20 protein-coding genes and 1 pseudogene are annotated in these 24,163 nt (G+C 33.7%); 14 read left to right on the top strand and 7 right to left on the bottom strand.

What is annotated here, in order from left to right:
* Positions 1 to 191 (bottom strand): annotated as a pseudogene (locus tag BUB96_RS02705) (IS110 family transposase); the annotation flags it as partial.
* Between the two features lie 378 nt (positions 192 to 569).
* On the opposite strand from BUB96_RS02705, the gene malQ (BUB96_RS02700) reads away from it, so the two are divergent.
* Positions 570 to 2,084: a 4-alpha-glucanotransferase gene (malQ, locus tag BUB96_RS02700; protein WP_234945782.1), complete on the top strand. Its 1,515-nt coding sequence runs from the start codon at positions 570 to 572 to the stop codon at positions 2,082 to 2,084.
* A gap of 82 nt (positions 2,085 to 2,166) precedes the next feature.
* Here malQ (BUB96_RS02700) and BUB96_RS02695 read toward each other — a convergent pair whose 3' ends face one another.
* A complete protein-coding gene (locus tag BUB96_RS02695; RefSeq protein ID WP_073295978.1) occupies positions 2,167 to 3,168 on the bottom strand; it encodes a LacI family DNA-binding transcriptional regulator in 1,002 nt (333 codons plus the stop codon).
* Positions 3,169 to 3,316: 148 nt separating this feature from the next.
* On the opposite strand from BUB96_RS02695, the gene malQ (BUB96_RS02690) reads away from it, so the two are divergent.
* The 7 genes from malQ (BUB96_RS02690) to BUB96_RS02660 all read left to right on the top strand — a co-directional run bounded on the left by malQ (BUB96_RS02690) (position 3,317) and on the right by BUB96_RS02660 (position 12,993).
* On the top strand, positions 3,317 to 4,882 hold the full coding sequence (gene malQ / locus BUB96_RS02690) for a 4-alpha-glucanotransferase (RefSeq protein ID WP_073295975.1): 1,566 nt from the start codon (positions 3,317 to 3,319) through the stop codon (positions 4,880 to 4,882).
* A gap of 50 nt (positions 4,883 to 4,932) precedes the next feature.
* The gene (locus tag BUB96_RS02685) at positions 4,933 to 7,200 is read left to right on the top strand and encodes a glycogen/starch/alpha-glucan phosphorylase (protein ID WP_073295972.1); all 2,268 of its coding nucleotides are present in this window, start codon (positions 4,933 to 4,935) and stop codon (positions 7,198 to 7,200) included.
* A 138-nt stretch (positions 7,201 to 7,338) separates the two neighbouring features.
* Positions 7,339 to 8,634, top strand: coding sequence for an extracellular solute-binding protein (locus BUB96_RS02680; RefSeq protein ID WP_073295969.1), 1,296 nt, complete (start codon positions 7,339 to 7,341; stop codon positions 8,632 to 8,634).
* Between the two features lie 179 nt (positions 8,635 to 8,813).
* Entirely contained in the window at positions 8,814 to 10,073 is a 1,260-nt protein-coding gene (locus BUB96_RS02675) for a carbohydrate ABC transporter permease (RefSeq protein ID WP_073296014.1), read from the top strand.
* A 30-nt stretch (positions 10,074 to 10,103) separates the two neighbouring features.
* Positions 10,104 to 10,934, top strand: coding sequence for a sugar ABC transporter permease (locus BUB96_RS02670; RefSeq protein WP_073296011.1), 831 nt, complete (start codon positions 10,104 to 10,106; stop codon positions 10,932 to 10,934).
* 29 nt (positions 10,935 to 10,963) lie between these two features.
* Entirely contained in the window at positions 10,964 to 11,806 is an 843-nt protein-coding gene (locus tag BUB96_RS02665; RefSeq protein ID WP_073295964.1) for a DUF1189 family protein, read from the top strand.
* Between the two features lie 50 nt (positions 11,807 to 11,856).
* On the top strand, positions 11,857 to 12,993 hold the full coding sequence (locus BUB96_RS02660; protein ID WP_073295961.1) for an ABC transporter ATP-binding protein: 1,137 nt from the start codon (positions 11,857 to 11,859) through the stop codon (positions 12,991 to 12,993).
* 263 nt (positions 12,994 to 13,256) lie between these two features.
* Here the strand turns inward: BUB96_RS02660 and BUB96_RS02655 are convergent, their stop codons facing one another.
* Together BUB96_RS02655 and BUB96_RS02650 are read right to left on the bottom strand one after the other, a co-directional pair.
* Positions 13,257 to 14,114: a polysaccharide deacetylase family protein gene (locus BUB96_RS02655; RefSeq protein WP_073295958.1), complete on the bottom strand. Its 858-nt coding sequence runs from the start codon at positions 14,112 to 14,114 to the stop codon at positions 13,257 to 13,259.
* A gap of 108 nt (positions 14,115 to 14,222) precedes the next feature.
* Positions 14,223 to 14,900, bottom strand: a complete 678-nt coding sequence (locus tag BUB96_RS02650) for a metal-dependent transcriptional regulator (RefSeq protein ID WP_234945781.1) — start codon at positions 14,898 to 14,900, stop codon at positions 14,223 to 14,225.
* Positions 14,901 to 15,142: 242 nt separating this feature from the next.
* Between BUB96_RS02650 and BUB96_RS02645 the strand changes: the two genes are divergently transcribed.
* Complete coding sequence (locus BUB96_RS02645) at positions 15,143 to 15,688, top strand: NADPH-dependent FMN reductase (protein WP_073295955.1); 546 nt, start codon at positions 15,143 to 15,145, stop codon at positions 15,686 to 15,688.
* A 93-nt stretch (positions 15,689 to 15,781) separates the two neighbouring features.
* Here BUB96_RS02645 and BUB96_RS02640 read toward each other — a convergent pair whose 3' ends face one another.
* The 3 genes from BUB96_RS02640 to BUB96_RS02630 form a co-directional block, all read right to left on the bottom strand.
* A complete protein-coding gene (locus BUB96_RS02640) occupies positions 15,782 to 16,162 on the bottom strand; it encodes a VOC family protein (RefSeq protein ID WP_073295951.1) in 381 nt (126 codons plus the stop codon).
* A 116-nt stretch (positions 16,163 to 16,278) separates the two neighbouring features.
* Positions 16,279 to 16,575, bottom strand: coding sequence for a hypothetical protein (locus tag BUB96_RS02635; protein WP_073295946.1), 297 nt, complete (start codon positions 16,573 to 16,575; stop codon positions 16,279 to 16,281).
* A 113-nt stretch (positions 16,576 to 16,688) separates the two neighbouring features.
* The gene (locus BUB96_RS02630; RefSeq protein WP_073295943.1) at positions 16,689 to 17,453 is read right to left on the bottom strand and encodes a GNAT family N-acetyltransferase; all 765 of its coding nucleotides are present in this window, start codon (positions 17,451 to 17,453) and stop codon (positions 16,689 to 16,691) included.
* Positions 17,454 to 17,561: 108 nt separating this feature from the next.
* On the opposite strand from BUB96_RS02630, the gene BUB96_RS02625 reads away from it, so the two are divergent.
* From BUB96_RS02625 to BUB96_RS02605, 5 genes are all read left to right on the top strand, one after another.
* Positions 17,562 to 19,553 (top strand): fructose-1,6-bisphosphatase, encoded by a 1,992-nt coding sequence (locus tag BUB96_RS02625; RefSeq protein WP_073295939.1) that lies wholly within the window; start codon positions 17,562 to 17,564, stop codon positions 19,551 to 19,553.
* Between the two features lie 404 nt (positions 19,554 to 19,957).
* Positions 19,958 to 21,319: a peptidoglycan DD-metalloendopeptidase family protein gene (locus BUB96_RS02620; RefSeq protein WP_084136736.1), complete on the top strand. Its 1,362-nt coding sequence runs from the start codon at positions 19,958 to 19,960 to the stop codon at positions 21,317 to 21,319.
* A 206-nt stretch (positions 21,320 to 21,525) separates the two neighbouring features.
* On the top strand, positions 21,526 to 22,296 hold the full coding sequence (locus BUB96_RS02615; RefSeq protein WP_073295936.1) for a TrmH family RNA methyltransferase: 771 nt from the start codon (positions 21,526 to 21,528) through the stop codon (positions 22,294 to 22,296).
* Positions 22,297 to 22,328: 32 nt separating this feature from the next.
* Entirely contained in the window at positions 22,329 to 23,285 is a 957-nt protein-coding gene (locus tag BUB96_RS02610; RefSeq protein ID WP_073295932.1) for an NAD(P)-dependent oxidoreductase, read from the top strand.
* 168 nt (positions 23,286 to 23,453) lie between these two features.
* The gene (locus BUB96_RS02605) at positions 23,454 to 23,975 is read left to right on the top strand and encodes an HD domain-containing protein (protein ID WP_073295929.1); all 522 of its coding nucleotides are present in this window, start codon (positions 23,454 to 23,456) and stop codon (positions 23,973 to 23,975) included.
* Positions 23,976 to 24,163 lie beyond the last annotated feature (188 nt).

Here is a 24,163-nt window from a genome sequence, read left to right as displayed (position 1 = left end):
TCCATCCCAATGACAATTTGATCGATGTTCAGCTCTTCCACATAATGCAGAATAAAATTTTTGATTTGGGTGGCACTAATTTGATCATTTTCAAAACTAGCTTCCTTCAGCACAGGGAAATTATCATCATCTGTCAAAAAGCAAACATCCAATTCTGTTGAGCTAACGTCTAAACCTACAATTAATTTCATGGAAGGAACCTCCTTTCATTCATTATTTGGAAAAACCTTGGTTACTGTGGGATATCCCTGAACGCCATGTCCCACAACACCCTTGCCTAATCGAATTTAATCACTTTTTCCAAAGCCGCCGGAATGAACTACTACACATTCCGTAGGAAAGAAGTGGAAACAGCTAGTGAGTTGGTTGTTTGAGGGCATGGGTCGGGTCACAGACTTAACATCGTAGTCAAGCTACAAGGAGGAATAGTGTTTTCCCGTAGTCCCTTCCTAGACTAATTATTCAGGAATATTTCACAATAACCAAGTAAAACTATTAATATTCGGGTTTAAAAGATCTCTCCCATGAACTTAAAAGATCTTTAACTATATATTACAAGGAGGGTAATAATGGAACGATCAAGTGGTGTATTGATGCATATTTCCTCTTTACCGAGTAACTACGGAATTGGTACATTTGGGAAAAGTGCTTATGAATTTGTAGACTTTTTGGTGGAAACTAGACAAACGTTTTGGCAAATTTTACCGTTGACTACAACAACAATCGGAAATTCTCCTTATAAATCATTTTCGGCTTTTGCAGGGAACACAAATTTCATTGATTTTGATCTTTTGATTGAAGCCGGTTATTTGGATAAAGAGGATTTAAAAGAAAAAGATTTTGGTCAAGAAATGGATAAGGTGAATTATAATCAGATAAACGTTCAAAAACGCATTGTCCTTGAAAAGGCTGTACAAAATTATTTAGAACAAAATGGAATGAATGACAAATCACTTCAGGCATTTATTGATGAAAATGAAAAATGGTTGCTCCCATATGCCCAGTTTATGACCCTTAGAGAATACTTTAATCAAGAAAAATCTTATAATTGGCCAAAAGATTATCGAAAATATGATAACGAGCGGATGAATAAAGTCAATCAACAACATAAAAATCAAATCAAGTATCATCTGGTGACTCAGTATTGGTTTTTTGAGCAGTGGAAGAATTTAAAAAAATATGCGAATGATCATTATATTCAAATTTTTGGAGACTTACCTATCTACGTTTCAAGAGATAGTGTTGAAATGTGGACTAGTCCGGAATTATTTCTTTTAAAAGAAGATGGCACACCGAAAGTAGTTTCAGGCACGCCTCCGGATAACTTTGCTGCTGAGGGACAGTATTGGGGGACTCCTATTTATGATTGGAATTATATGGAAGAAAATGGATATGATTGGTGGCTTAAAAGACTAAAGGCAAGTTTTGAATGGTATGATTATGTGCGATTAGATCACTTTAGAGGATTTGAATCCTTCTGGGAAATTCCTTATGGTGCAGATTCTGCTAAAGAAGGACGATGGGTCAGTGGCCCTGGGAAAAAATTTTTTGAATGTATTAGAAAAGAATTGGGAGATTTAAAAATTGTAGCAGAAGATTTAGGTCATATTACAAAAGAAGTTCAACAATTATTAAGATTCACAGAATTTCCTGGAATGGTTTTACTTCAAGATGCTTTCAACGGAAAAGATGAAAGTGAAGCCATGCCTCATAACCATCAAAAGCATTCCTTTTTATATGTAGGGACACATGATAGTTCAACAGGGTATGGTTGGTATACAGAGTATATTGACGATCAACAAAGAAAACAAGTTGATGCGTACCTTAAACGTTGTCCGAATGAATCAATTTCAGATTTGTTAATTCGTGGAGTTGCAGCTTCTCCGAGTCGTGTTGCGATTTATACCATGCAAGATTTATTGCAATTGGATAATTCGGCTCGAATGAACGTTCCCGGAACAACAGGAGATAACTGGACCTGGCGAATTAAGTCTGAAGCTTTAAACAATCCCTTAAAAGAAAAATTATTATATTACACACAAACGTATTATCGTGAGAACAAAGAAATGATAGCGATTAGATAATCAATAAAAAAGAATTTCAAGAAAGCAATAAAGCGAAAAACTCTTTCTTGAAATTCTTTTGTTTTTATTAAACTCTTTAAGTCTAGGGCGTTACAATTAATTCTCCGTCCACATATTCTCGAATATATCGTTGCTCAGACTGACTTTTTGTTTCTAAAGAATCAAATAAAATACTGACGGCTCGACTTCCCAGCATATGCGTATGCAGATTAATGTAACTTTCTTCAATAATTGGATGATATAAGGCTTGTTGGAAAGGTTTAAAAGTAATCGTCTTAATATGGGACACTTTTTTTTCTAAAAGAGCTTGTTGGACACCATTAGCAACCAACTCATCCGCAATGACAAAGCCATCATATATTCCTAAATCTATCTCATTTTTGATTAGTTGATAACCATCTGTAGATAAAAAGGCGAAATCATTATAAATATTCTCTTCTTTAAATTCCTTATTATTTTCTTCTAAAGACGTTTGATATCCTTTTAATCGATCTTTAATAAAATATTGATTCATATCTCCACCAATATAGGCAATATTTTGACAACCTTCTTGAATTAAATAATCTGTTGCTTGTTTTCCAATGGTTTCATTATCATTATCAATTACATGGACTTTCACCTTATCTGGGGTTCCTACAACGACGGTTGGAATATTTGCATTTAAGGCAAAATTTAATAAAGGATCATTTTTTGAAGCATAAAGAAAAATTAAACCTTCTACTTTTTTTCCATGAACAATCTTTTTAATATGATTGAGTCGTTGTTCATCAGTTTGGCCAGAAGAGAGTAAAATAGAATAGTCATATTTTGACATTGCAAAATTAATTCCTCTAAGAACCGTTGGAAAGAATGGGTTTTGATAGAAAGCATCGGAGGCTAAGGGTAAAATTAAACCAAATGTTTTAGAACGACTACTTGCAAGCCCTTGCGCATTAGCATTTGGAAAATAATTGAGTTCATGCATTACCTTTCGAACTTTTTCTTTTGTGGCTTGACTAATTGAAGGGCTATCAGCAATTACTCGAGAAACAGTTGAAGGAGCGACACCAGATTTTTTTGCTACATCTTTAATAGTTACAGTCATTTATATATTCCTCTCGAATTGTACTTTTTTAAGTATAGCTTATATTGAGCTCGCTTTCAATATTTTAACAAATTTTACGAAATGGCTTGCATAAATAATTGAATACTCCTATAATATAAGAGAAAAATAAATAGAAAGGAGGGGTTAGATGGAAAGAGCAAGCGGTGTTTTGCTTCATATCTCCTCTTTACCCAATAAGTATGGCATTGGGTCGTTTGGACAATCTGCTTATGAATTTATTAATTTTTTAAAAGAAACTGGTCAAAAGTATTGGCAGATTCTTCCATTAACTACTATTAGTTATGGTGATTCTCCTTATCAATCATTTTCTGCTTTTGCAGGGAACACACATTTTATTGACTTTGATGTCTTGATAAAAGAAGGCTATTTAGAAGAATCAGACGTTTCAAATAAAAATTTTGGAAAGCAGCTACATAAAGTAGATTATAACAAAGTTTCTTATGAAAGAAGACCTTTATTAGAAAAAGCGGTAGCAGTATTTTTGTCAAAAGAGGAACATAAAACAAGCGAATTTGAGCAGTTTGTATTAGAGAATGACTATTGGCTTATAACTTACGCTCAATATATGACTGTTAAAGAATTAAATGATTACAAGCCATGGTATCGATGGCCTGAAGAATTAAGAAATTATAATAAAGAATATATTACTCATTACGTGAATCAATATGAAAGACAAATGTATTATCATTTAGTTACACAATACTGGTTTTTTAAACAATGGTTTGATCTTAAAGCGTACGCGAATCAAAATAATATTCAAATTATTGGAGATATTCCTATTTATATAGCTAGGGATAGTGTTGAAATGTGGACCCAGTCAGAACTTTTTTTAGTAGACGAAAGAAAGAATCCTACGGTTGTTTCTGGAGTTCCGCCAGATGATTTTTCAGATGATGGACAACATTGGGGAAACCCAATTTATGATTGGACATATATGAAACAAAACGATTATAAATGGTGGGTTTCACGTATGAGAGAAAGCTATAAATTATATGATGTTGTAAGAATTGACCATTTTCGAGGATTTGAAAGTTACTGGGAAATTCCAAGTCACTCTAAAACAGCAGCAACAGGACAATGGAAAAAAGGACCAGGAATTGATTTATTTAAAGAAATAAAAAATCAATTGGGGGATATTCGAGTCATTGCTGAAGATTTAGGGTTTATTACAAAAGAGGTGATTGAATTACGTGAACAAACAGGTTTCCCGGGAATGAAAATTTTACAACATGGCTTTTCGAATACAGATAGTCCAGATTTAATCCACAATTATTCACCTAATACCATTGCTTATGTTGGAACACATGATAACCCAACGGCTTTAGATTGGTATTTAAATTATGCAAATTCAACACAACGGGATCAAGTTGATATTTATCTCAATCGACGTTTAGGAGAACATATTTCTGATGCTTTAAATCGTGGAATTGCTTCTTCGGCTAGTCATATTGTTATTTATACGATGCAAGATTTACTTCGTTTAGGCAAAGAAGGAAGAATGAATATCCCGTCAACCATTGGAAATAATTGGGATTGGCGGATGGACCCTGAAGCTGTTACAAATGATGTAAAAGAAAAATTGTATTTGTGGACGGAAACTTACTTCCGAATGAATGAAGCTTTATTGGAAAGTGAGAAAGTAAAAGTAGAAGTCAAGATGTCTTCTAGTGATTTAATAAAAACTACAGAATAAATATAAAGTTATAAATTATAAAACAATAAATGATTTTTAAGGAGAGACAAATGCTTAATTTACAAAATCAGGCGAGGGAAACGTTTAATAAGCCCTTAGCGGATTGTTCCAACTCAGAGATTTACAAAATATTATTGGATTTTGTTCAAAATGAGAGTCAAAAACTACCCGTTAATGACTCGAAACGCAAACTATATTACGTTTCAGCTGAATTTTTAATTGGAAAATTATTGACGAATAATTTATTAAACTTAGGCTTCTATGATGAAGTGAAAGAAGAGCTAGAAAAACACGGAAAATCTTTAGATGAAGTGGAAGAAGCAGAACATGAACCGTCATTAGGAAATGGTGGATTAGGGCGTTTGGCTGCCTGCTTTTTAGACTCAATCACAACTTTAGGACTTAATGGCGATGGTGTCGGGTTAAATTATCATTTTGGTTTGTTTCGTCAGGTATTTGAAGAAAACAAACAAAAGTATAAACCTGATGAATGGTTAGGTGAACCGACATGGCTCAAGAAATCAGAGATTTCTTTTAATGTCCCATTTAAATCCTTTACTTTAACTTCTTCCTTATACGATATTTCTGTTTTAGGATATCAGCAAAAAACAAAAAATCGGTTGCGTTTGTTTGATTTAGAGAGTGTTACTGGGGATATTATTCATAAAGATTCCATTGATTTTGATAAAACGAACATCAAGGAAAATTTAACTTTATTTTTATATCCAGATGATTCAGATCGTGAAGGGAATCTGTTACGAATCTATCAGCAATATTTTATGGTTTCTAATGCTGCACAATTGATTATTGCTGAAGCGATAGAGCGAGGAAGTAATGTAAAAGATTTGGCAGATTATGCGGTTATTCAGATCAATGATACGCATCCGACGCTGATTATTCCAGAACTTATTCGCTTATTAACCACAGAGCATGATATTGAATTTAGTGAGGCAGTAGAAATTACGCGTAATATGGTTGCTTTTACCAACCATACAATTTTATCTGAAGCTTTAGAAAAATGGCCCTTAGAAGATATTGAAGAGGTCACGCCAATTATTTCAGAAATCATTGAACAGCTAGATCAAATGATTAAAAGTGAATTTTCAAATTATCCAAAAGTCCATATCATTGATGACAATGATGTGATTCATATGGCGCGCTTAGCGATTCATTTTGGATTCAGCACAAATGGGGTCTCAGAACTCCATACAGAAATTCTTAAAGATATTGAGCTCCATGATTTTTATAAAATTTATCCAGAAAAGTTCTCAAACAAAACAAATGGGATTACTTTCCGTCGATGGTTAATGGCAGCTAATCCTGAATTAACAAGCTTTTTAAATCAAAAGATTGGAACAAAATGGCACAAAGATGCGGATTTAAAAGCCTTATTAGATTATCAAAAAGATGAAGAAACTTTAGATGAATTGAAAGCGATTAAACATGATCGTAAAGTTCAATTGAAAAATCATTTAGAACGGACAAAAGGGGTTAAGATTAATCCGAATTCAATTATTGATATTCAAATTAAAAGAATCCATGAATATAAAAGACAACAAATGCTAGCTTTATATATTATTTATAAATATATGGATATCAAAAAAGGAAATATACCTGCTACTCCGATCACGATTATTTTTGGAGGAAAGGCAGCACCTGCTTATACGATTGCTCAAGATATTATTCATTTAATTTTATGTCTTTCAGAATTAATTGATCAAGATGAACAGGTGAATCCGTATCTCAAAGTTCTATTTGTAGAAAACTATAATGTGGGGGAGGCGGAATATTTAATCCCGGCAGCAAATATCTCAGAACAAATTTCTCTAGCTTCTAAAGAAGCGAGTGGTACAGGAAATATGAAATTCATGTTAAATGGTGCTTTAACCATCGCTACATTTGATGGGGCAAATGTTGAGATAGAAGAGCTTGTGGGAAATGAAAATATTTATACTTTCGGGCGTATAAGTGAGGAAATTGTAGATTTGTATGAAAATGATGGATACGACTCTATGTATTATTATAAAAAAGCTACAATTAAACCTTTAGTTGATTTTATTGTGAGCGATCCAATGTTAGAAATAGGGAACAAAGAAAATTTAGAACGTCTTCACAATGATATAAAATATAAAGATTATTTTATGGCTTTAATTGATTTAATTGAGTTTATTGCTATTAAAGAAAAAGTTTATGAAGATTATGAAAATGAGAAAGTATGGTGGGAAAAATCATTAGTTAATATTGCACATGCAGGTTTCTTTTCTTCTGATCGTACGATTGAAGAGTATAACCATGAAATTTGGCATTTAGATAACTAGTGGAAATAAAAGAAAGATAACATATGATTGAAATATAAGTAAAAAGAAATTATAAATTTTACGAAATCGGTTGCAATAAATGGGTAAATATGAAATAATGAATATGAAAGCACTTACAAATAGAGGAGGAAGTAAATAATGAGCGTTATAAATTGGAAAAAAATGGGATTAGGTATAGTTACAGCATCAACTACACTACTTTTGGCTGCATGTGGAGGTGGAGATGGCGGAGCAGAAACAGATAATACAGATACCAATGAGGGGAACGAAGCGGATACAGAAGAAGTAGGTGGTTCTCTTGAGGTATCTGTGGCTCCTGAATATATTGATTTTATAAATGATAAAGCTTCAGAGTTTGAAGAAGAATATGGAGTAGAAGTAGAAGTTTCTGAGCGTGAAATGTTTGAAACATTAGAAGCTTTACCTCTTGATGGTCCCGCTGGATTGTCACCAGATGTTACAATTGCTCCATATGACCGTATTGGTGGTTTAGGACAGCAAGGACACTTACATACGGTAACTCTTCCAGATAACGATCAATATGATGAGACGGATAAACAACAAGTAACCATTGATGATGAAATATATGGTTCTCCATATGTAATTGAAGCGCTAATAATGTATTACAACACTGATTTATTAGATGAAGCGCCAGAAACCTTTGAAGAATTGGAAGCTCTATCAGAAGACGATCAATATGCTTACGAAAGTGAATCTGGTAAAAATACAGCATTTTTAGCAAACTGGGTAGATTTCTATAGTTCATATGGCTTACTTTCAGGATTTGGTGGTTATGTCTTTGGAGAAGATGGAACAGATACTTCAGACATTGGCTTAAATTCAGAGGGAGCGATTGAAGGAATCGAATACGCTGAGGATTGGTATAGTAAATGGCCTGAAGGTATGCTAGATGCGACAAGTGCGGGAGATTTTGTGGATGATACTTTTATTAATGGGGATGCCGCCGCAATTATTGGTGGTCCATGGACCGCAGCTTCTTATGACGCAGAAGGCTTAAATTATTCAGCTGCACCAATTCCAACATTACCAAATGGAAATGAGTATGAACCTTTTGGAGGAGGTAAGGGTTGGATTATTTCAAATTACACTGAAAATGCTGAAAATGCTCAACTATGGCTTGATTTCATAACATCTGAAGATAATATGTTAGCCCTTCATGAATTTAATAATGAAGTTCCTGCTAACCAACAAGCTCGACAATCTATTATAGATGCAGATGAAAATCCATTGGCCATTGCTGTTGTAGAACAATATAACAATGCAGTTCCAATGCCTAATATCCCAGAAATGGCAGAAGTTTGGGAAGGTGCAGAAACAATGATGTTTGATGCAGTCTCAGGAAATAAAACACCAGAAGAATCAGCGAACGATTCTGTTCAAATTATATCCGATAATATTGAACAAAAATATTAATCCATATATTTTTTGGTGAACCAAGAAAAGTGAAGTGATTCAACAGGAAATTTAAAAATGACTGTTGAATCACTTTGTTTTAAATAAAGGAGTTGAATGCTGTGGAAAGTACAGCAGCTACTAAATCGAAAGAAAGTTATTCAAAACAAGAACGTATAAAAATTAGAAATACAACACTTATGTCGATTATACCAGGGGGAGGGCAATTTTATAATAGACAGGTACCTAAAGGAATTTTATTTCTACTTATTTTTATTTTGTTTCTTTATCAATTATATGCAACAGGATTAAATTCGATATCTGGATTGATAACACTTGGAACTACTCCAGGTGAAGATCATTCTTTGTTTCTATTAATTGAAGGGGTATTACAATTACTCTATATCTTTTTATTTTTAGCTTTTTATGTTATTCAGTTATATGATGCCAATCGAGTCGCAAAAATTAAAGCAATATCGCCGTCAAAGGTTAATCATTCTATAAAAGACATTCTCTTTAATGTTTATGAGAATGGCTTTCCTTATCTTTTAACCGTTCCTGCTTATATATTAATGCTTTTTGCGATTATTTTTCCTGTTCTTGTCACCTTTTTACTTATATTTACAAATTATGATTTTAATCATATCCCTCCTGCCACTTTAATCGAATGGACAGGTTTAGATACCTTTACAACGATGTTTTCCATAAATACTTATCGAGAAACGTTCACATCTGTTTTTATATGGACGATTATTTGGACCTTGTCTGCAACCACTTTGCAAATTGCTTTAGGAATTTTTACAGCCATGGTCATGAATCAGCCCTTTATTAAATTTAAACGAATTTTTGGAGTCATTTTATTGCTTCCATGGGCTGTCCCTGCATTTATTACGATTCTAACATTTTCAAATATGTTTAATCCGAGTGCAGGTGCGATTAATACCCAGGTGATTCCATTTATTAACTCAGTCATTCCGTTTCTTAAAATTCCTGCCTTATCTTGGAAGACCAATCCATTTTGGACAAAAGTAGCACTTATTGGGATTCAAGGATGGTTAGGCTATCCATATATTTATGTATTAACGACTTCTATTTTGCAATCGATACCCAATGAGTGGTATGAAGCTGCTTCAATTGATGGAGCAAATACGATTCAAAAATTTAATTCGATTACATTTCCACATATATTAGCTGTAGCAGCGCCAATTTTTATTACACAATATACAAATAACTTTAATAACTTTACAATGATTTATTTGTTTAATGAAGGTGGACCAGGAAGTGTAGGGAATAATGCAGGATCCACGGATATTTTAATTTCATGGGTTTATAAATTAACGACTGGCCAATCTCCTCAATATAATGTTTCTTCAGCGATTACATTTATTATATCCGCTGTCGTTATTGTCGTATCATTGGTCATCTTTAGTCGTGCGAATGCTTTTGAAATGGAGGATTGATGAGTAATGGCAAAAAACAATCATAAAAAAATGAAAAATAAGCGTTTTTGGAATCAATTTTTTACGTATGTTTATTTAATATTTATGACTGTGATTATAATTTATCCGTTGTTAATTACAGTAACCTCCGCTTTTAAATCAGGAAATCTCATTTCCTTTGATTTAAGTTTTGAGGGGGAATTAACATTAAATAATTTTAGAAGACTGTTTAATGATACCTTATATGGAACATGGTACATGAATACACTCATGGTTGCAGTTGTTGCGATGTTTATCCAAGTAACTATTATTACCTTAGCGGGTTATGCTTATAGTCGTTATCGTTTTATTGGCCGCAAATCTTCTTTAAAATTCTTTATTGTGGTACAAATGGTTCCAACAATAGCGGCACTAACTGCTTTTTATGTTATGGCTTTATTAGTTGGTGGCTTGGATACCCATGGATTTTTAATTTTTCTATATGTAGGGGGCGCTATTCCTATGAATACATGGTTGATGAAAGGGTATTTTGATACGGTACCGATTGATTTAGACGAGTCAGCCAAGTTAGATGGTGCCGGACATTTGCGAACGTTTGCTCAAATTGTTTTACCACTCATGCGACCAATGATTGCTGTTCAGGCTCTCTGGGCTTTTATGACTCCATTTGGTGAGTTTATGCTTGCAAGATTTATCTTACGGAGTCCAGAAAAATATACTGTAGCTATCGGACTTCAACAATTTATAAATGATCCACGACAACAAAGAGTAACTTTGTTTGCAGCAGGAGCGATTTTGATTGCAGTACCTATTTCGATTCTATTCTTTTATTTACAAAAGAATTTTGTTTCTGGTTTAACTTCTGGTGGAACAAAGGGCTAGTATTTTCACTGTAGAATAGGGGGATAAAAATGAAAACTGACCTATTTCCAATCAATTATTTTAAAAGTGTTTGGTCACCCATCCAAGCTTTTAAAAATAGACATCAATTAAACTGGTTTCATCTAGTTATTGTCTTACTTTTTTTAAATGGCTTAATGACTATTCCGGTAACAATGAATTATACCAAACTAGATTCTGTTTCATTAGAAAGTTTTTACCCGAACGCAATCAAAATAATTGATGATAAAAATATCAATAAACTAAAAGATATTGAATATCGGAACGGAGAAATGTTATTTGATGCACCCTTTATTACTGAAAGTGAGTATGGAATAATGGCAGGAGGATTGTCGTTAGAAGAAAAAGAAGATTTAGCCAAAGAAAATCATTCTATTTTATTTGAGCAAAACCAGTTAATCATCAAAGAAAGTAATAGGCCAGAAGCTACCATTTTATATTCCAAAGATTTTTCCTTAAAGGGACTTACTCGGGCAGAAGAAGTAGTGAATGAAGTAAATCGACAATGGTTTAATCAAAATCGAATTTTTATGGTCATGATTTTTTCTTTCATGATTTCTATTTTTCTTTTTGTTATGCTTTTGCTCATTACTTTTGGTTCGGCTCTGTTTTTATATTTAACGAAAAAAAGCTCAATAACTTCAATTAGAACATATAAAGAGTCAGTGAATTTAATTTTAAATCTTTTAACTTTACCGACTTTCATTGCTGTGTTTCTATCGCTGATACATTTCGATATTACTTTGATGCTTTCAATTCAAACATTAGGACTCGTTCTTATGTTATTATTTGTTTTTTATAAAACAAAATTAAATGATAATAATATCTTAAATACTGAACAAGTGATATTATAATAGTAATAGAAACATTTTTTGATAACGATTACTTTTAAAGGAGAATAATTATGGCAGAGATAAAACTAGAACACATTCATAAGCGTTATGAGAACGCTGAAGATTATGCAGTGACAGATTTTAATCTGGATGTACAAGATAATGAATTTATTGTCTTTGTGGGTCCTTCAGGTTGTGGGAAATCTACAACTCTACGGATGATTGCAGGCCTTGAAGAAATCACTGAAGGAGATTTATATATTGATGAGGATGTCGTCAATGATGTCGCACCAAAAGACCGAGATATCGCAATGGTTTTCCAAAACTATGCGTTGTACCCGCACATGACGGTTTATGATAACATGGCCTTTGGTTTGAAATTACGTAAAATGCCGAAAAGCGAAATCAAAGAACGAGTTCAAAAAGCTGCAGAGATGCTGGGACTAACCGATTTGTTGGATCGTAAACCGGCTGCATTATCCGGTGGACAAAGACAGCGTGTGGCTTTAGGACGAGCGGTCGTTCGAAGTCCCAAAGTTTTCTTAATGGATGAGCCATTGTCCAACTTGGATGCGAAACTGCGTGTACATATGCGTACAGAGATCGCTAAATTGCATGAAGAACTCGAAACAACGATGATTTACGTCACGCATGATCAAACGGAAGCGATGACTTTGGCAGATCGTATCGTCATTATGGAAGCGGGTGTCATTCAACAAGTAGGAACTCCTTTTGAAGTGTATAATTCACCTGATAATGCCTTTGTCGCCAGTTTCATCGGTTCGCCGGCGATGAATTTACACGAAGTGACATACAGTCAAGGACGTATTACAGGCCAAGGGATTGATCTTCTTGTCAGTGAACCTTCAAGAAAAGTATTAGATGAAAAAGGCTATGAAGGGAAGACCGTCATCTTTGGGATTCGTCCAGAAGATATTCATTCGGAACAAATTGCTTTAGACACGACACCCGAAACAGTCGTAGAAACCACAATTACCGTGGCTGAATTAACAGGAGCTGAATCTATTTTATATATTGATGTGGGTGGAACAGAAATGGTCGCTGTTGTCGATGCAAGAGATTTCCACCAAGCCGGTGAAAAGATGGAAGTTGCTTTTAACATGAATAAAGCGCACTTCTTTGATGTAGAGACAGAAGAGGTCATTCGTAAAAAGCCAATTGAAGAAGTAGTAGAAACAACATTATAAGATATTAAGATAAAGTAAATGAGTCAAATCATTTAGAGGATGCAGTTTTTACTGTATCCTCTTTTTAATCTTTTATGTTTCTGAGCAATCTGTTCAAGTGAGCGTCTTTTTCTCTCACTTGTTAGGGTATCCAAATTTCCTACTATTTATATAAAAATCTAAAAATAATTCTACATGATTGCATCTACATCACGATTTAAAGTTTCTAACTAAACAAAAAAGCCCGGAAAATTTACCAGGCTCTTTCTCTTCATTTTATGTGTTTATTCTGCTTCATTTTGAATGAGTTTTGGATCGACAATAGTGTAACCTTTCTCGATTAATCCATCAACAATTTCTGGAACAGCTTCTGCCGTCCATTCCCGGTCGTGCATTAAAATATTGGCTCCAGGACTGAGGAATTCAGTGTTCAAGGTAATATCAATTAAAGCAGCGCTGTTTTGATATTCGGATTCCCAATCATAGCCAAAAGACCAGTTCATCCAAGTCATATCTTCTTCTTCCATGACTTGTTTTGCATAATCTGTCATTACGCCATGAGGAGCACGGAAAAATCTTGGTTTTTCACCGATAGCTTCTTCAATGATGTCATTTGTTTTAATAATTTCTTCTCGTTGTTCGTCTTCTGAATAATCATCTAATTTTGCATGAGTATGGGTATGATTTCCGATTTCAAATCCCATATCATGAACTTTTTGGATAGTTTCAAAACCTTCTTCATCTTCCATGTACATTCCGTTAATAAAGAATAAAGCTTTAACATCTTTTTCTTCAAGAGCTTCAGCAATTTCTATTGTATTTCCATAGGGTGCATCATCAAAAGTTAGAAGGACTAGTTTTTCATCTTCATTGCTATTTTCGCTATCAATCGGTTCTACGGAAAAAGTGTTCGGATTTATTTTATATTGATATGTAAGTTCTTCATCTTCGCTTTCTTCATGTTCAGTTTCATCGGTTTCTTCATCCGTCTCTGTGTCGTCAGTATTGTCGTCTGCCACTTGCTCGGTTGTATCCTCATTATTTTGTTCAGGTTCACTGTTTTCTGGAGCAGAGGTTTCGTTGTTACAACCTGCGAGTAGAAAGGCCGACAATACTAAGCTTGAATAAATTTTATTTTTCATGATTTCATCCCATTTTTTATTTTTTTAGTTGGTAGTTCTTGGGCTGATTGTATCATAAAAAAATACCCATACTCAAATGGAATATAGGCATTTATTATATATAGAATTTTAATCATTTTTTGGTAGTGGGCTTACTTTAATCTGACTAAGCGCTTTTTCACTAATAGTGAGTGCTGCACCGGTTTCGTCATCGCTTATAGTGATGGTTCCATCATAGGAATCTATATTTTGTAATTCATAGTTTTTATTTAAAGAAAAATTTTTATCGTGTAGGTAATTGAGTAAATCTTCATCATCTGAGACTTCTCGTACTAAAAAGTGATCGCCGATTTCTAAATCACTCAAATTTAATAATGTATTCAAAGGGGCATCAACTGTTCCGTCAGCATTTGGAATAACCCCACCATGTGGGTCATATGTTGGATGATCTAAAAATTCATCCAATCGTTCAATAAATTTATCAGAGGATGCATGCTCCAATCGATCGGCTTCTTCGTGAACTTCATTCCATTTAAAACCTAATTTTTCATAGAGAAAGACTTCTAAAACACGATGTTTTCTGATGAGCTGATTTGACGTTCGAATACCTGTTTCTGTTAATTTAACCCCTTTGTAAGGGTAGTGTGTCACCATTCCTTCTTTAACTAAACGGCTAATCATATCTGTGACAGAGGCTGCTGAAATTGATAATTTATTTGCGATGTCTTTATTACTCACAATATCGTTTTCTTTACTCAAACCAAAAATTGCCTTAATGTAATCTTCTTTATTGGGAGACATTTTCATAGTAATTATTCCCTTCCAAAAGCACAGGTACTTATCTAAAATGCCATGATAAATCTGTATTTTTTTATATGTGTAACTTTATTTTAGGCCAACCTAAAACATATTGCAAGTAAATTAGTGATTTTTAAGAGGAATCAATTAAAAGTTTCGAATTCGAGTCTTTTTATTAGAAAACTCCCTAACCTCTTGGTATAATTCAGGTGTAGTATTTAGGTGTTTTAAGACATTAGGAGGTCTTTATTATGGTAAAAGTTGGAATCGTTGTTGGAAGTATTCGTGCAGGGTCTTTTTCAGGAAGGGTAGCTAAAGCTCTTATTAACTTACTTCCAGAAGATTATGAAGCCACTTATTTACAAATTGACCATTTGCCCCTTTACAATCAAGACTCAGACGAAAATTCTCCACAAGAATATGTAGATTTCCGTGAAGTTGTTGCTGCACAAGATGCCTTTATATTTGTTACTCCAGAACATAATCGTAGTATTCCTGCCGCTTTAAAAAATGCTTTAGATGTGGCCTCTCGTCCATATGGTGATAATAAATGGGGCGGTAAACCAGCATTAATTGCCAGCCAATCACCTGGTGTGATTAGTGGTTTTGGTGCCAATCATCACTTGCGTCAAATGTTGACATTCTTAGACGTGCCAGTTGTTCAACAACCCGAAGTTTATTTAGCAGGAACCCCTGAGTTATTTGGTGAAAATGGCGAGTTTTTACAAGAGGGTACAGATGTTTTCTTACAAACGGCTATCGATAAATTTGTAGACTTAGTAAGTAAATATGACTAAAAAATAACGGAATAGAAAAAGTTAAAAACATCATCTCGAAAGAATAACCATTCTTTTTAGATGATGTTTTTTTAGTTTAAAAGAGTAAATGATTTAAGCTGTAATTTCAATGAGATTTCCTTCAGGGTCTTCAACAACTGCTTCATAATAACCGTCACCAGTTGTTCGCGGACCATTTACATGCTTATAACCATCATTCACTAATTTTTGATGAAGAGTATTTACCGCTTCTTCATCTGAGACTTGATAAGCAATGTGCGCGTACCCAAAGCTTTCAGCGGTCTTTTCTTCTAAAGCAGGTTTATTCATTAATTCTAACCGAGTTGCTCCGTCATCAAAAGTTAAGAAGTAAGAACGGAAATCCGTTTTTTTATTATGGTATAATTCTCCCGCAACACCCTCTAAATACGTCTCATAAAATTCTTTCATCGTTTCTAAATCTTTAACCCATAGCCCTACATGTTCTATTTTCAAACCCATTCCTCCTGAATAGTTCTCATTTATACAGAGTATACTGACTTTTGACCGAAAAGACAAAGACTATTGCTGAAAAAAGGCCTTAAGACAAGGCTTAGCTCTTTTTATAAAGTCTAGAAATAGTTAAAGAGTTCACGAAGAAGAAAATAAGAAATGGTAGATACGATATAGCCATAAATAGCAGGTATTTCGAGTAATAAATAAATAGCTAACAACATTACACCTGAAATTAAAGCTAAAAGTCCCCAACCTTCTTTCGTTCTTAATCGGATATTTTCTTTAGAGACGATTCCTCCTAAAATAACTCCCCAACCAAAACTAGTTGAAAAAGCAAAGCATACTATGCCTGCTATGGCCAAAATTATTCGTATAATATTTTCATGCTTGGCTTTTTTATTAATATGTCGCAAGTTACCAACCTCTTCCTTACGATTTTAAAACAAATTAAAGTCGTTAATAAATATTACCAATAAATATAGCACAAATTTAATAATAAAAAAATGATCACTTTTAATAATATTATTTATGAAATTAATTTCTGAGCCGTAATTTGATAGGCATTTGTTTGGAATCCCATCTTTCCATACATTTCTTTGGGTGTGTCTTCAGCATCTGCTACTAAAATAACGGATTGTTCGGGGGTTAAAAGTTCGCTTACCACATAATTTAACATTGTTGTAGCGATTTTATTTTTTCTGAACTCCTCTTTAGTTAACACATTGTCTACTTCTAAATAATCTTTAGAGTCAATCAGAATGAGAGACCCTACCGGTTCATCCTTTAGATAGGCTAGAATAAAAGTAGTGTTTTCTAGTTGATATTGATAAGCATACATTTTTTTTTTATGTTCAAAAAAATCTCTACCGTGCAAAATATCTTCTTCTAAATTAATATTTAAAAAATCATCCAAATTTTGATCTGTTACTTTTTGGATGCAAAGAGTTTTATTTATATTTTTAACATTAAATAACTCTGGAACTACCCAATACAAATTTTGCATACCTATTTTATAATTTTCTTGATTGAAATAATTTAAAAGTTCTGGATGAAGACCTGTATTCTCGGGCCAGTTAAACTTTAAATGTTTTTGCTGGATAGCTTCTTGATATTCTATATGCATTTTTTCAATCAATTTAAATTCTGGTAGAGAAGGAGAGAATTTAAGTAAGACATAATTGGCATCGTAACGATCCGGAATTTCTTCATTTGTAAATTGGATAAAAAAATCATTTTCCTCAGTGATTTCACTGTAATTCTCAATGTTTCTAAATGTAGGTTTGTTTTTCACTTTTTCACCTCTCGGCTCTTGTTTAATGTTTATTATACATAATAATAAACAATATGCTATTATAAACTAGAAATCGATTTCAAATTTTGAAAAGGGGAGAAGTGGTAAATGAAAAAAGAACTAAAATATTTAGGATTACTTTCTGAGCAATTTCCTAATATTTCAGCCGTAACGACAGAAATTATAAATTTAGAGGCGATTATGGAACTTCCCAAAGCAACAGAGCATTTTATTAGCGACTTACATGGAGAATATGAAGCAGTGTCTCATGTGCTACACAATGGTTCTGGAAATGTCAAAGAAAAGATTAATGAAGTATTTTCTGGACGCTTGGATTCTGAGCAAATCAATCAATTGGCGACAATTATTTATTATCCGGAAAGAAAGGTTGCAAGCATTATTAAAACTTTGTCTTCTCAAGAAGAGAGAGAAGAATTTTATCACGATACAATTTTAGCATTAGTTGAATTGGGGCAATTTGTTGTTTCTAAATATACACGATCAAAAGTTCGAAAGGCCATGGATCCCGATCTATCCTATATCATGGAAGAATTATTATTTAAAGATTCAATTCTTTCAAATAAAGAACCCTATTATCATAATATTATTCAAAATGTGATTAACTTAGAAGCTGCTGATCTTTTAATTATCAGCCTTTCAGAATTGATTCAAGATTTAATTGTCGATCACCTTCATGTATTGGGCGATATTTATGATCGAGGTCCTGCTCCGGATAAAATACTGAATTTACTCATGGAGAAAAAATCTTTAGATATCCAGTGGGGAAATCATGATGTGTTATGGATGGGGGCAGCGAGTGGTTCTAAAGTTGCCATCGCAAATGTATTGCGAATTTGTGCTCGATACGACAATTTAGAAGTGATTGAAGACAGTTATGGGATTTCACTTCGAGCCTTAGCTTCCTTTGCGGAGAGGGTTTACCCAGAAAATGGTTCTCAATCTTTTCAACCAAAATTAGATGATGTAGCTATTCACTTCCCAGAAGAAGATAAGCAACTCGCAAGTATTCAACAAGCGATCGCCATTCTTCAGTTTAAATTAGAATATGAAGTGATTAGTAGAAATCCTGAATTTAAGGCAAATGACCGTTTGCTCTTACATAAAATAAATTATGAAGAGAATACAATTACGATTGACAATAAAACTTATCCATTAAAAAATACATATTTTCCAACAATTGATCCAGAGAATCCTTACAAATTATCAGAAGATGAGGAGTGGATGATTAATCGTTTGCAAGCTGATTTTTTAAACAGTCAGCCTTTACAGAAACATATTTCATTTTTATATAGCAAAGGGAATATGTATAATATTTATAATGATAATCTTTTGATACATGGTTGTATTCCTTTGAATGAGGATGGTAGTTTTATGTTAGTCGATGTGAATGGAAAGAAATATAAAGGGAAAGAACTTTTAGATAAATTTGAAGAAATTCTTAGACAAGCCTACTTAAATCGGCAAGAAGACGAAGCGAAAAACCCAGTATTAGATTATATGTGGTATATGTGGCAAGGAGTAGGCTCTTCATTATTTGGAAAAACAAAAATGACCACTTTTGAGCGTTATTACATCGATGACAAAATAACGCATGAGGAACCAAAAAATCCTTATTTTACATTAAGAGAAGAAAAGGAAATTGTAGAAAACATACTAGAAGAGTTTGGTGTCGACTCTAGCAAAGGACGTATAATTAATGGACACACACCGGTAAAAGAAAGAAGCGGTGAAGAACCAATTAAGGCAGAAGGAAAGTTATTAGTGATTGATGGTGGATTTTCTAAAGCTTATCAACCAACAACGGGTTTGGCAGGTTATACATTACTCTATAATTCGTTTGGGATGCAGCTAGTTACACATCAACCCTTCACAAATATCGAAGATGCCATTGAAAAAGAATTAGATATTATTTCAACGCGCCGTGTAGTTGATCGAGAGTTAGAACGAATGACAGTCCGTGAAACAGATGTGGGGCAGCTATTAGAAGAACAAGTTGCAGATTTAAAGGAACTTTTGCGTGCTTATCGTTCGGGCAAAATTGCAGAGAAAGTTTCTAATAGAAACCCAAATGTAGAGTAATTGTAAAAAATCTCCAAAAAAGATTCCTAGTGAATCTAGGATTGGGGATTTTTCTTTTGCAAATTATGTTATGCAATTTCTATAGACTGCTAATGATATACTTTTCAGTATGAAAAATTACAGTATTTTACAAAAATGGTATTTTAAAAAAACATTCCTGCATTTAAAAGAGATTATACGGGGCAAAAAATGAGAAGAAAGTTAATTCAATCACATTTTTATAAACAGAAGATAAAAAGAAGGATATTCATAAAAAAGTTCAAAGTTACAGTTAAATAACAAAGTACCCAAACACCTTGGCAACTACTCCTTTCACTGTTAATATACTTGTAGCTTTTGATTTGACCCGAGTTTCACATTCGTTGTCATTTCAAAACGATTACCACATAGAGGAGAAATGAAGTTTGAATAAATCAAAGGTATTTTCATTGCTTTCTTCTACAGCACTTTTTCTTTCTTTAAATTCAATGGCACCTTCTGTAAGTGCTAATTCCCAAACATTAAATGATTTAGAACAACAAAAAGAACAATTGCAACAAGAAAAAAATAAATTAAATGGGGATATTAATGATGCAGAAAATGAGATGCAATCATTAGATTCAGAACGTGAACAATTAAATAATGATATCTCAGAAATTCAAAATAACATTGAAGAGATTATCGCACAAATTGATAAACAAGAAAAAGAAATTGCTCGTTTAGAAGAAGAAATTAATCAATTAAATAAAGAAATCAAAGCGTTAGAAGAAAAAATAGAAGCTCGAAATGAATTACTTGCTGAACAAGCAAGAGGTGTCCAAATTGCTGGATCTCCTCAAGACCTTGTAGATATTGTTTTATCTGCAGATAGTCTATCTGACTTAGTAGGTCGAATCGAAGTTATTAATGTACTAGTTAAAAATAATAACAATATTATGGAAGAACAAATTCAAGACAGAAAAGCTGTCGAAGAAGCACGCGAAGAAGTTGATTTAGCTAAAGAAGAAACTAACCGTGTAAAAGAAGACATGGAAGTTAGTCGCAATCAACTATTGGCAGAGCGTAAAAATCTAGATAATAAGATACAAGTCGTTACAGAAAAATACAATTTAACGAGTGTCGAGCGCGATCAATTGTTATCTCAACAAACTCAAGTGGCTTCCAAGACAGATGCCATTGACCAAGAGATGACGGCTGAAAAAGAACGTATTGCTGCCCAAAAAGCTCGCGAAGAAGCAGAAGCAAAAAAATTAGCGGAAGCCCAAAGAAAAGCTGCAGAAAAAGAACGTCTAAAACAGTCTAAAAAAGTTCAAACTGCGTCTTCTGCAAAAGAAAGCTCTACTACTTCTTCGTCCGCTCCAACGCCCGCTCCAACTCCCACTCCAACTCCTGCTACGAGTAGTAATGGTTGGGTTCGACCAGCGAATGGTTATGTAACTTCTGAATTTGGCTATAGAACACATCCAATTCTAGGATATAAACGATTACATGCTGGAACCGACATTGGTGGTGGAGGTGCAATATCTGCAGCTAAATCAGGTACTGTGACAGTAGCAGGGTACCATAATTCATATGGAAATTATGTCAAAATAGACCATGGAAATGGGATAACCACTTTATATGCTCATATGAAATCTGATTTGCGAGTATCTGCAGGTCAATCCGTTTCACAAGGTCAACAACTTGGGACAATGGGAACTACCGGTTCTTCAACAGGCGTCCATTTACATTTTGAAGTTCATAAAAATGGAACACCAGTAAATCCTAGAAATTATGTGAACTTTTAATCACATGTTGTTAAACACATTGAGTCAAACAGGGAAACTTGACTTAATGTGTTTTTTTTAGTTTTTACTTCTTTTTTATATAGATAGAAAATGGAAGAAACGTTTAAAAAAATTTTATATTGATCCTGCTTTTTATTCGTATTTAATGAAAAGGACCGAAAAAAACGGTATGATTGGATAGTATATGAATAAATGAGGTGAAGAAATTGTTCCAGATTACATCTGTCAATAATCCACAAGTCAAGAAGTGGAAGAAGTTAAGCTTAAAGAAAGAACGTGTGAAGCAACAATCTTATCTTATTGAAGGCTTTCATTTAGTAGAAGAAGCTCTTAAGTATAAAAAAGATGCGCTGACGAATATTATTGTCCGGGAAGATTTGTTAGAGGGGGAAGATTTTCTAAATTTAAATCTAGATACGGATCAGATTATTGTTGTTAGTTTGAATGTTGCCGAGGAAATTAGTAAGACACAGACGAATCAGGGAATTTTTGCTGAGTTAGCGATTACCACAAATGATTTTCCAAAAGAGATTGAAGGGCCCATTTTATTATTAGATGCGGTACAAGATCCTGGGAATGTAGGGACGATGATTCGATCAGCGGATGCGGCAGGTTTTCAAGGGGTCTTTTTAGGAAAAGGAACCGTTGATTTATATAATGCTAAAACCTTGCGCAGTGCCCAAGGGAGTCACTTTCATTTAGAAATTTATGAAGGAGAATTGAAAGATTTCATTCCTGCATTTAAAGAAGAAGGGTATCCTGTTTTTGGGACAGCTTTAAATGAAGAGGCTGTGTCTTATAAAGAAGTATATGTCGATACGCCATTTTCTTTGGTTGTAGGCAATGAAGGCTCGGGGATGAATAATGAAATAGTTTCTATGATTGATCAAAATATATTTATCCCGATGATTGGTCAAGCTGAGTCATTAAATGTTGCGATCGCTGCGAGTATCTTAATGTTTCACTTTATTCAATAACAGAATATATTTTAAGAGGAGAGAATATAGAAGTGACAAAATCAATTTTAGTTATCCAAGAATTATATTCCGAACAATTGAAGGAATTAAAAGAGAAGGCAACCGACTATAATATTGTGGAATCTATAGAAGAAACAGGTAAAGATTCCGTTGAAATTATTATAGGCTGGTCAGATGAATTAATTCCGCTTATTGAAAACGATGAATCTAAGGTAAAATGGGTGCAGTTTGCTTATGCTGGAGTGAACGACTTACCTTTAGAATTGTTTGCTAAAAAGAATATTCTACTTACAAATGGTAGTGGAATCCATGCCAATCCAGTAACGGAATCAACGATAGGCCTCTTGTTAGGTTTAACGAGATCCATAGTACAATCTGCTGAAAACCAAAAGAAAAAACGTTGGAAAGATCAATGGGAAAATGAGGAAACGGCCTACGAACTAGCTGGTAAAACTATGCTAATTGTCGGAGCTGGGAAGATAGGGGTTCAGTTAGGGAGGGTCGCAAAAGCTTTCCATATGGATACGATTGGAATAAATCGTAGTGGGCGTAAAATTGAAAACATGGATGAACAGTATACGCAAAAAGAATTAGCAAAAATCATCCATAAAGGGGATATTATTGTAAATATTTTACCTTTAACTAAAGAAACGACTCATTTATATGATGAAACCCTATTTTCAAAAATGAAAGAGGGCGTAGTTTTTATAAATGTCGGACGGGGCGAGTCTGTTGACACTTCCGCTTTAATGGACGCTTTAGATCATGGAAAGGTCCGTTGTGCAGGTCTAGATGTATTTGAGGAAGAACCATTACCCGAAAATCATCCTCTATGGGGTTATGAACAAGTCTTGATGACTCCACATATTGCTGGACGAGTAGAAAGTTATCCGAAATATATTTTTCCAATTTTTATGAAAAATTTTGAAGCTTACGTGCAAGGCGAGGAACTTCCAGAAAATTTAGTAAAACTAGATGAAGGCTATTAATCATTATTTACGGATTATTTAAGAACTTATTAAGAAATCACTAAAAATATAGAATATTCCTTTTATTTCATTATTCAAGGTGTATAATAGGTTCAGTAACTTAATAAGATTAATAAATGCCTTACAGCATTTTGTATGAGGACACAACCATTTAAAAGGAGAATGTTGATGGAGTTCGTCCGTAAAATTTGGGAAAATGACCCAGAATATATGACCATTATCAAAGACTTATTAAACAATGAAAAATTATTAGAATTGGAAGAAATTACGCATCACCATTACACGACACGTTTGTCTCATAGCTTATTTGTTTCTTATGTAAGCTATAAATTAGCAAAATCACGTGGATTAGATTATATTTCAACAGCTAGAGCTGGTTTATTGCATGACTTTTTCTTAGAAGGCAGACATGAGATACTAGAGATGGGCTTAGGCTCACATAACTCTGCACATCCTAAGATTGCCTTGAAAAATGCTCAAGAGATTACAGAAATTAACGAAGTGGAAAAAGATATCATCTTAAAACATATGTTTTTATGTACACTTAAAGGTGGCGTTCCAAGATTTAAAGAGAGTTTTATTGTAACTTTAGTCGATAAATATTGTGCCATTTCAGAAGTTTCAACCCCAACACGTGAATGGTTCAAAGAATTCTATGCTCGGTTACAAATCAAGGTCTCATATAACTAATTAGAGATTAACCAAAAAAAGCGATGTTGCGCTGAAAATAATCGTTTTTTAGTACTTACTAAAACCAAATCCTTAGGCCTATTACTGGCTCAAGGATTTTTTTTAGTTTACAATAATTGAAATTAGAGCCTGTATATTGTCTTTTCTGGAATAAAAATAAAGGTTTCTAGAAAGAGTGATTTTTTAAC

The organism is Atopostipes suicloacalis DSM 15692 (assembly GCF_900129085.1).
Lineage (GTDB): Bacteria > Bacillota > Bacilli > Lactobacillales > Carnobacteriaceae_A > Atopostipes > Atopostipes suicloacalis.
This window is presented reverse-complemented; position numbering and strand designations above follow the sequence as displayed.

What these genes read in the sequence shown, in the direction of transcription:
- malQ (WP_234945782.1), top strand. Translation starts at nt 570, where the DNA reads ATGGAACGATCAAGTGGTGTATTGATGCATATTTCCTCTTTACCGAGT.
- BUB96_RS02695 (WP_073295978.1), bottom strand. Translation starts at nt 3,168, where the DNA reads ATGACTGTAACTATTAAAGATGTAGCAAAAAAATCTGGTGTCGCTCCT.
- malQ (WP_073295975.1), top strand. Translation starts at nt 3,317, where the DNA reads ATGGAAAGAGCAAGCGGTGTTTTGCTTCATATCTCCTCTTTACCCAAT.
- BUB96_RS02685 (WP_073295972.1), top strand. Translation starts at nt 4,933, where the DNA reads ATGCTTAATTTACAAAATCAGGCGAGGGAAACGTTTAATAAGCCCTTA.
- BUB96_RS02680 (WP_073295969.1), top strand. Translation starts at nt 7,339, where the DNA reads ATGAGCGTTATAAATTGGAAAAAAATGGGATTAGGTATAGTTACAGCA.
- BUB96_RS02675 (WP_073296014.1), top strand. Translation starts at nt 8,814, where the DNA reads ATGTCGATTATACCAGGGGGAGGGCAATTTTATAATAGACAGGTACCT.
- BUB96_RS02670 (WP_073296011.1), top strand. Translation starts at nt 10,104, where the DNA reads ATGAAAAATAAGCGTTTTTGGAATCAATTTTTTACGTATGTTTATTTA.
- BUB96_RS02665 (WP_073295964.1), top strand. Translation starts at nt 10,964, where the DNA reads ATGAAAACTGACCTATTTCCAATCAATTATTTTAAAAGTGTTTGGTCA.
- BUB96_RS02660 (WP_073295961.1), top strand. Translation starts at nt 11,857, where the DNA reads ATGGCAGAGATAAAACTAGAACACATTCATAAGCGTTATGAGAACGCT.
- BUB96_RS02655 (WP_073295958.1), bottom strand. Translation starts at nt 14,114, where the DNA reads ATGAAAAATAAAATTTATTCAAGCTTAGTATTGTCGGCCTTTCTACTC.
- BUB96_RS02650 (WP_234945781.1), bottom strand. Translation starts at nt 14,900, where the DNA reads ATGAAAATGTCTCCCAATAAAGAAGATTACATTAAGGCAATTTTTGGT.
- BUB96_RS02645 (WP_073295955.1), top strand. Translation starts at nt 15,143, where the DNA reads ATGGTAAAAGTTGGAATCGTTGTTGGAAGTATTCGTGCAGGGTCTTTT.
- BUB96_RS02625 (WP_073295939.1), top strand. Translation starts at nt 17,562, where the DNA reads ATGAAAAAAGAACTAAAATATTTAGGATTACTTTCTGAGCAATTTCCT.
- BUB96_RS02605 (WP_073295929.1), top strand. Translation starts at nt 23,454, where the DNA reads ATGGAGTTCGTCCGTAAAATTTGGGAAAATGACCCAGAATATATGACC.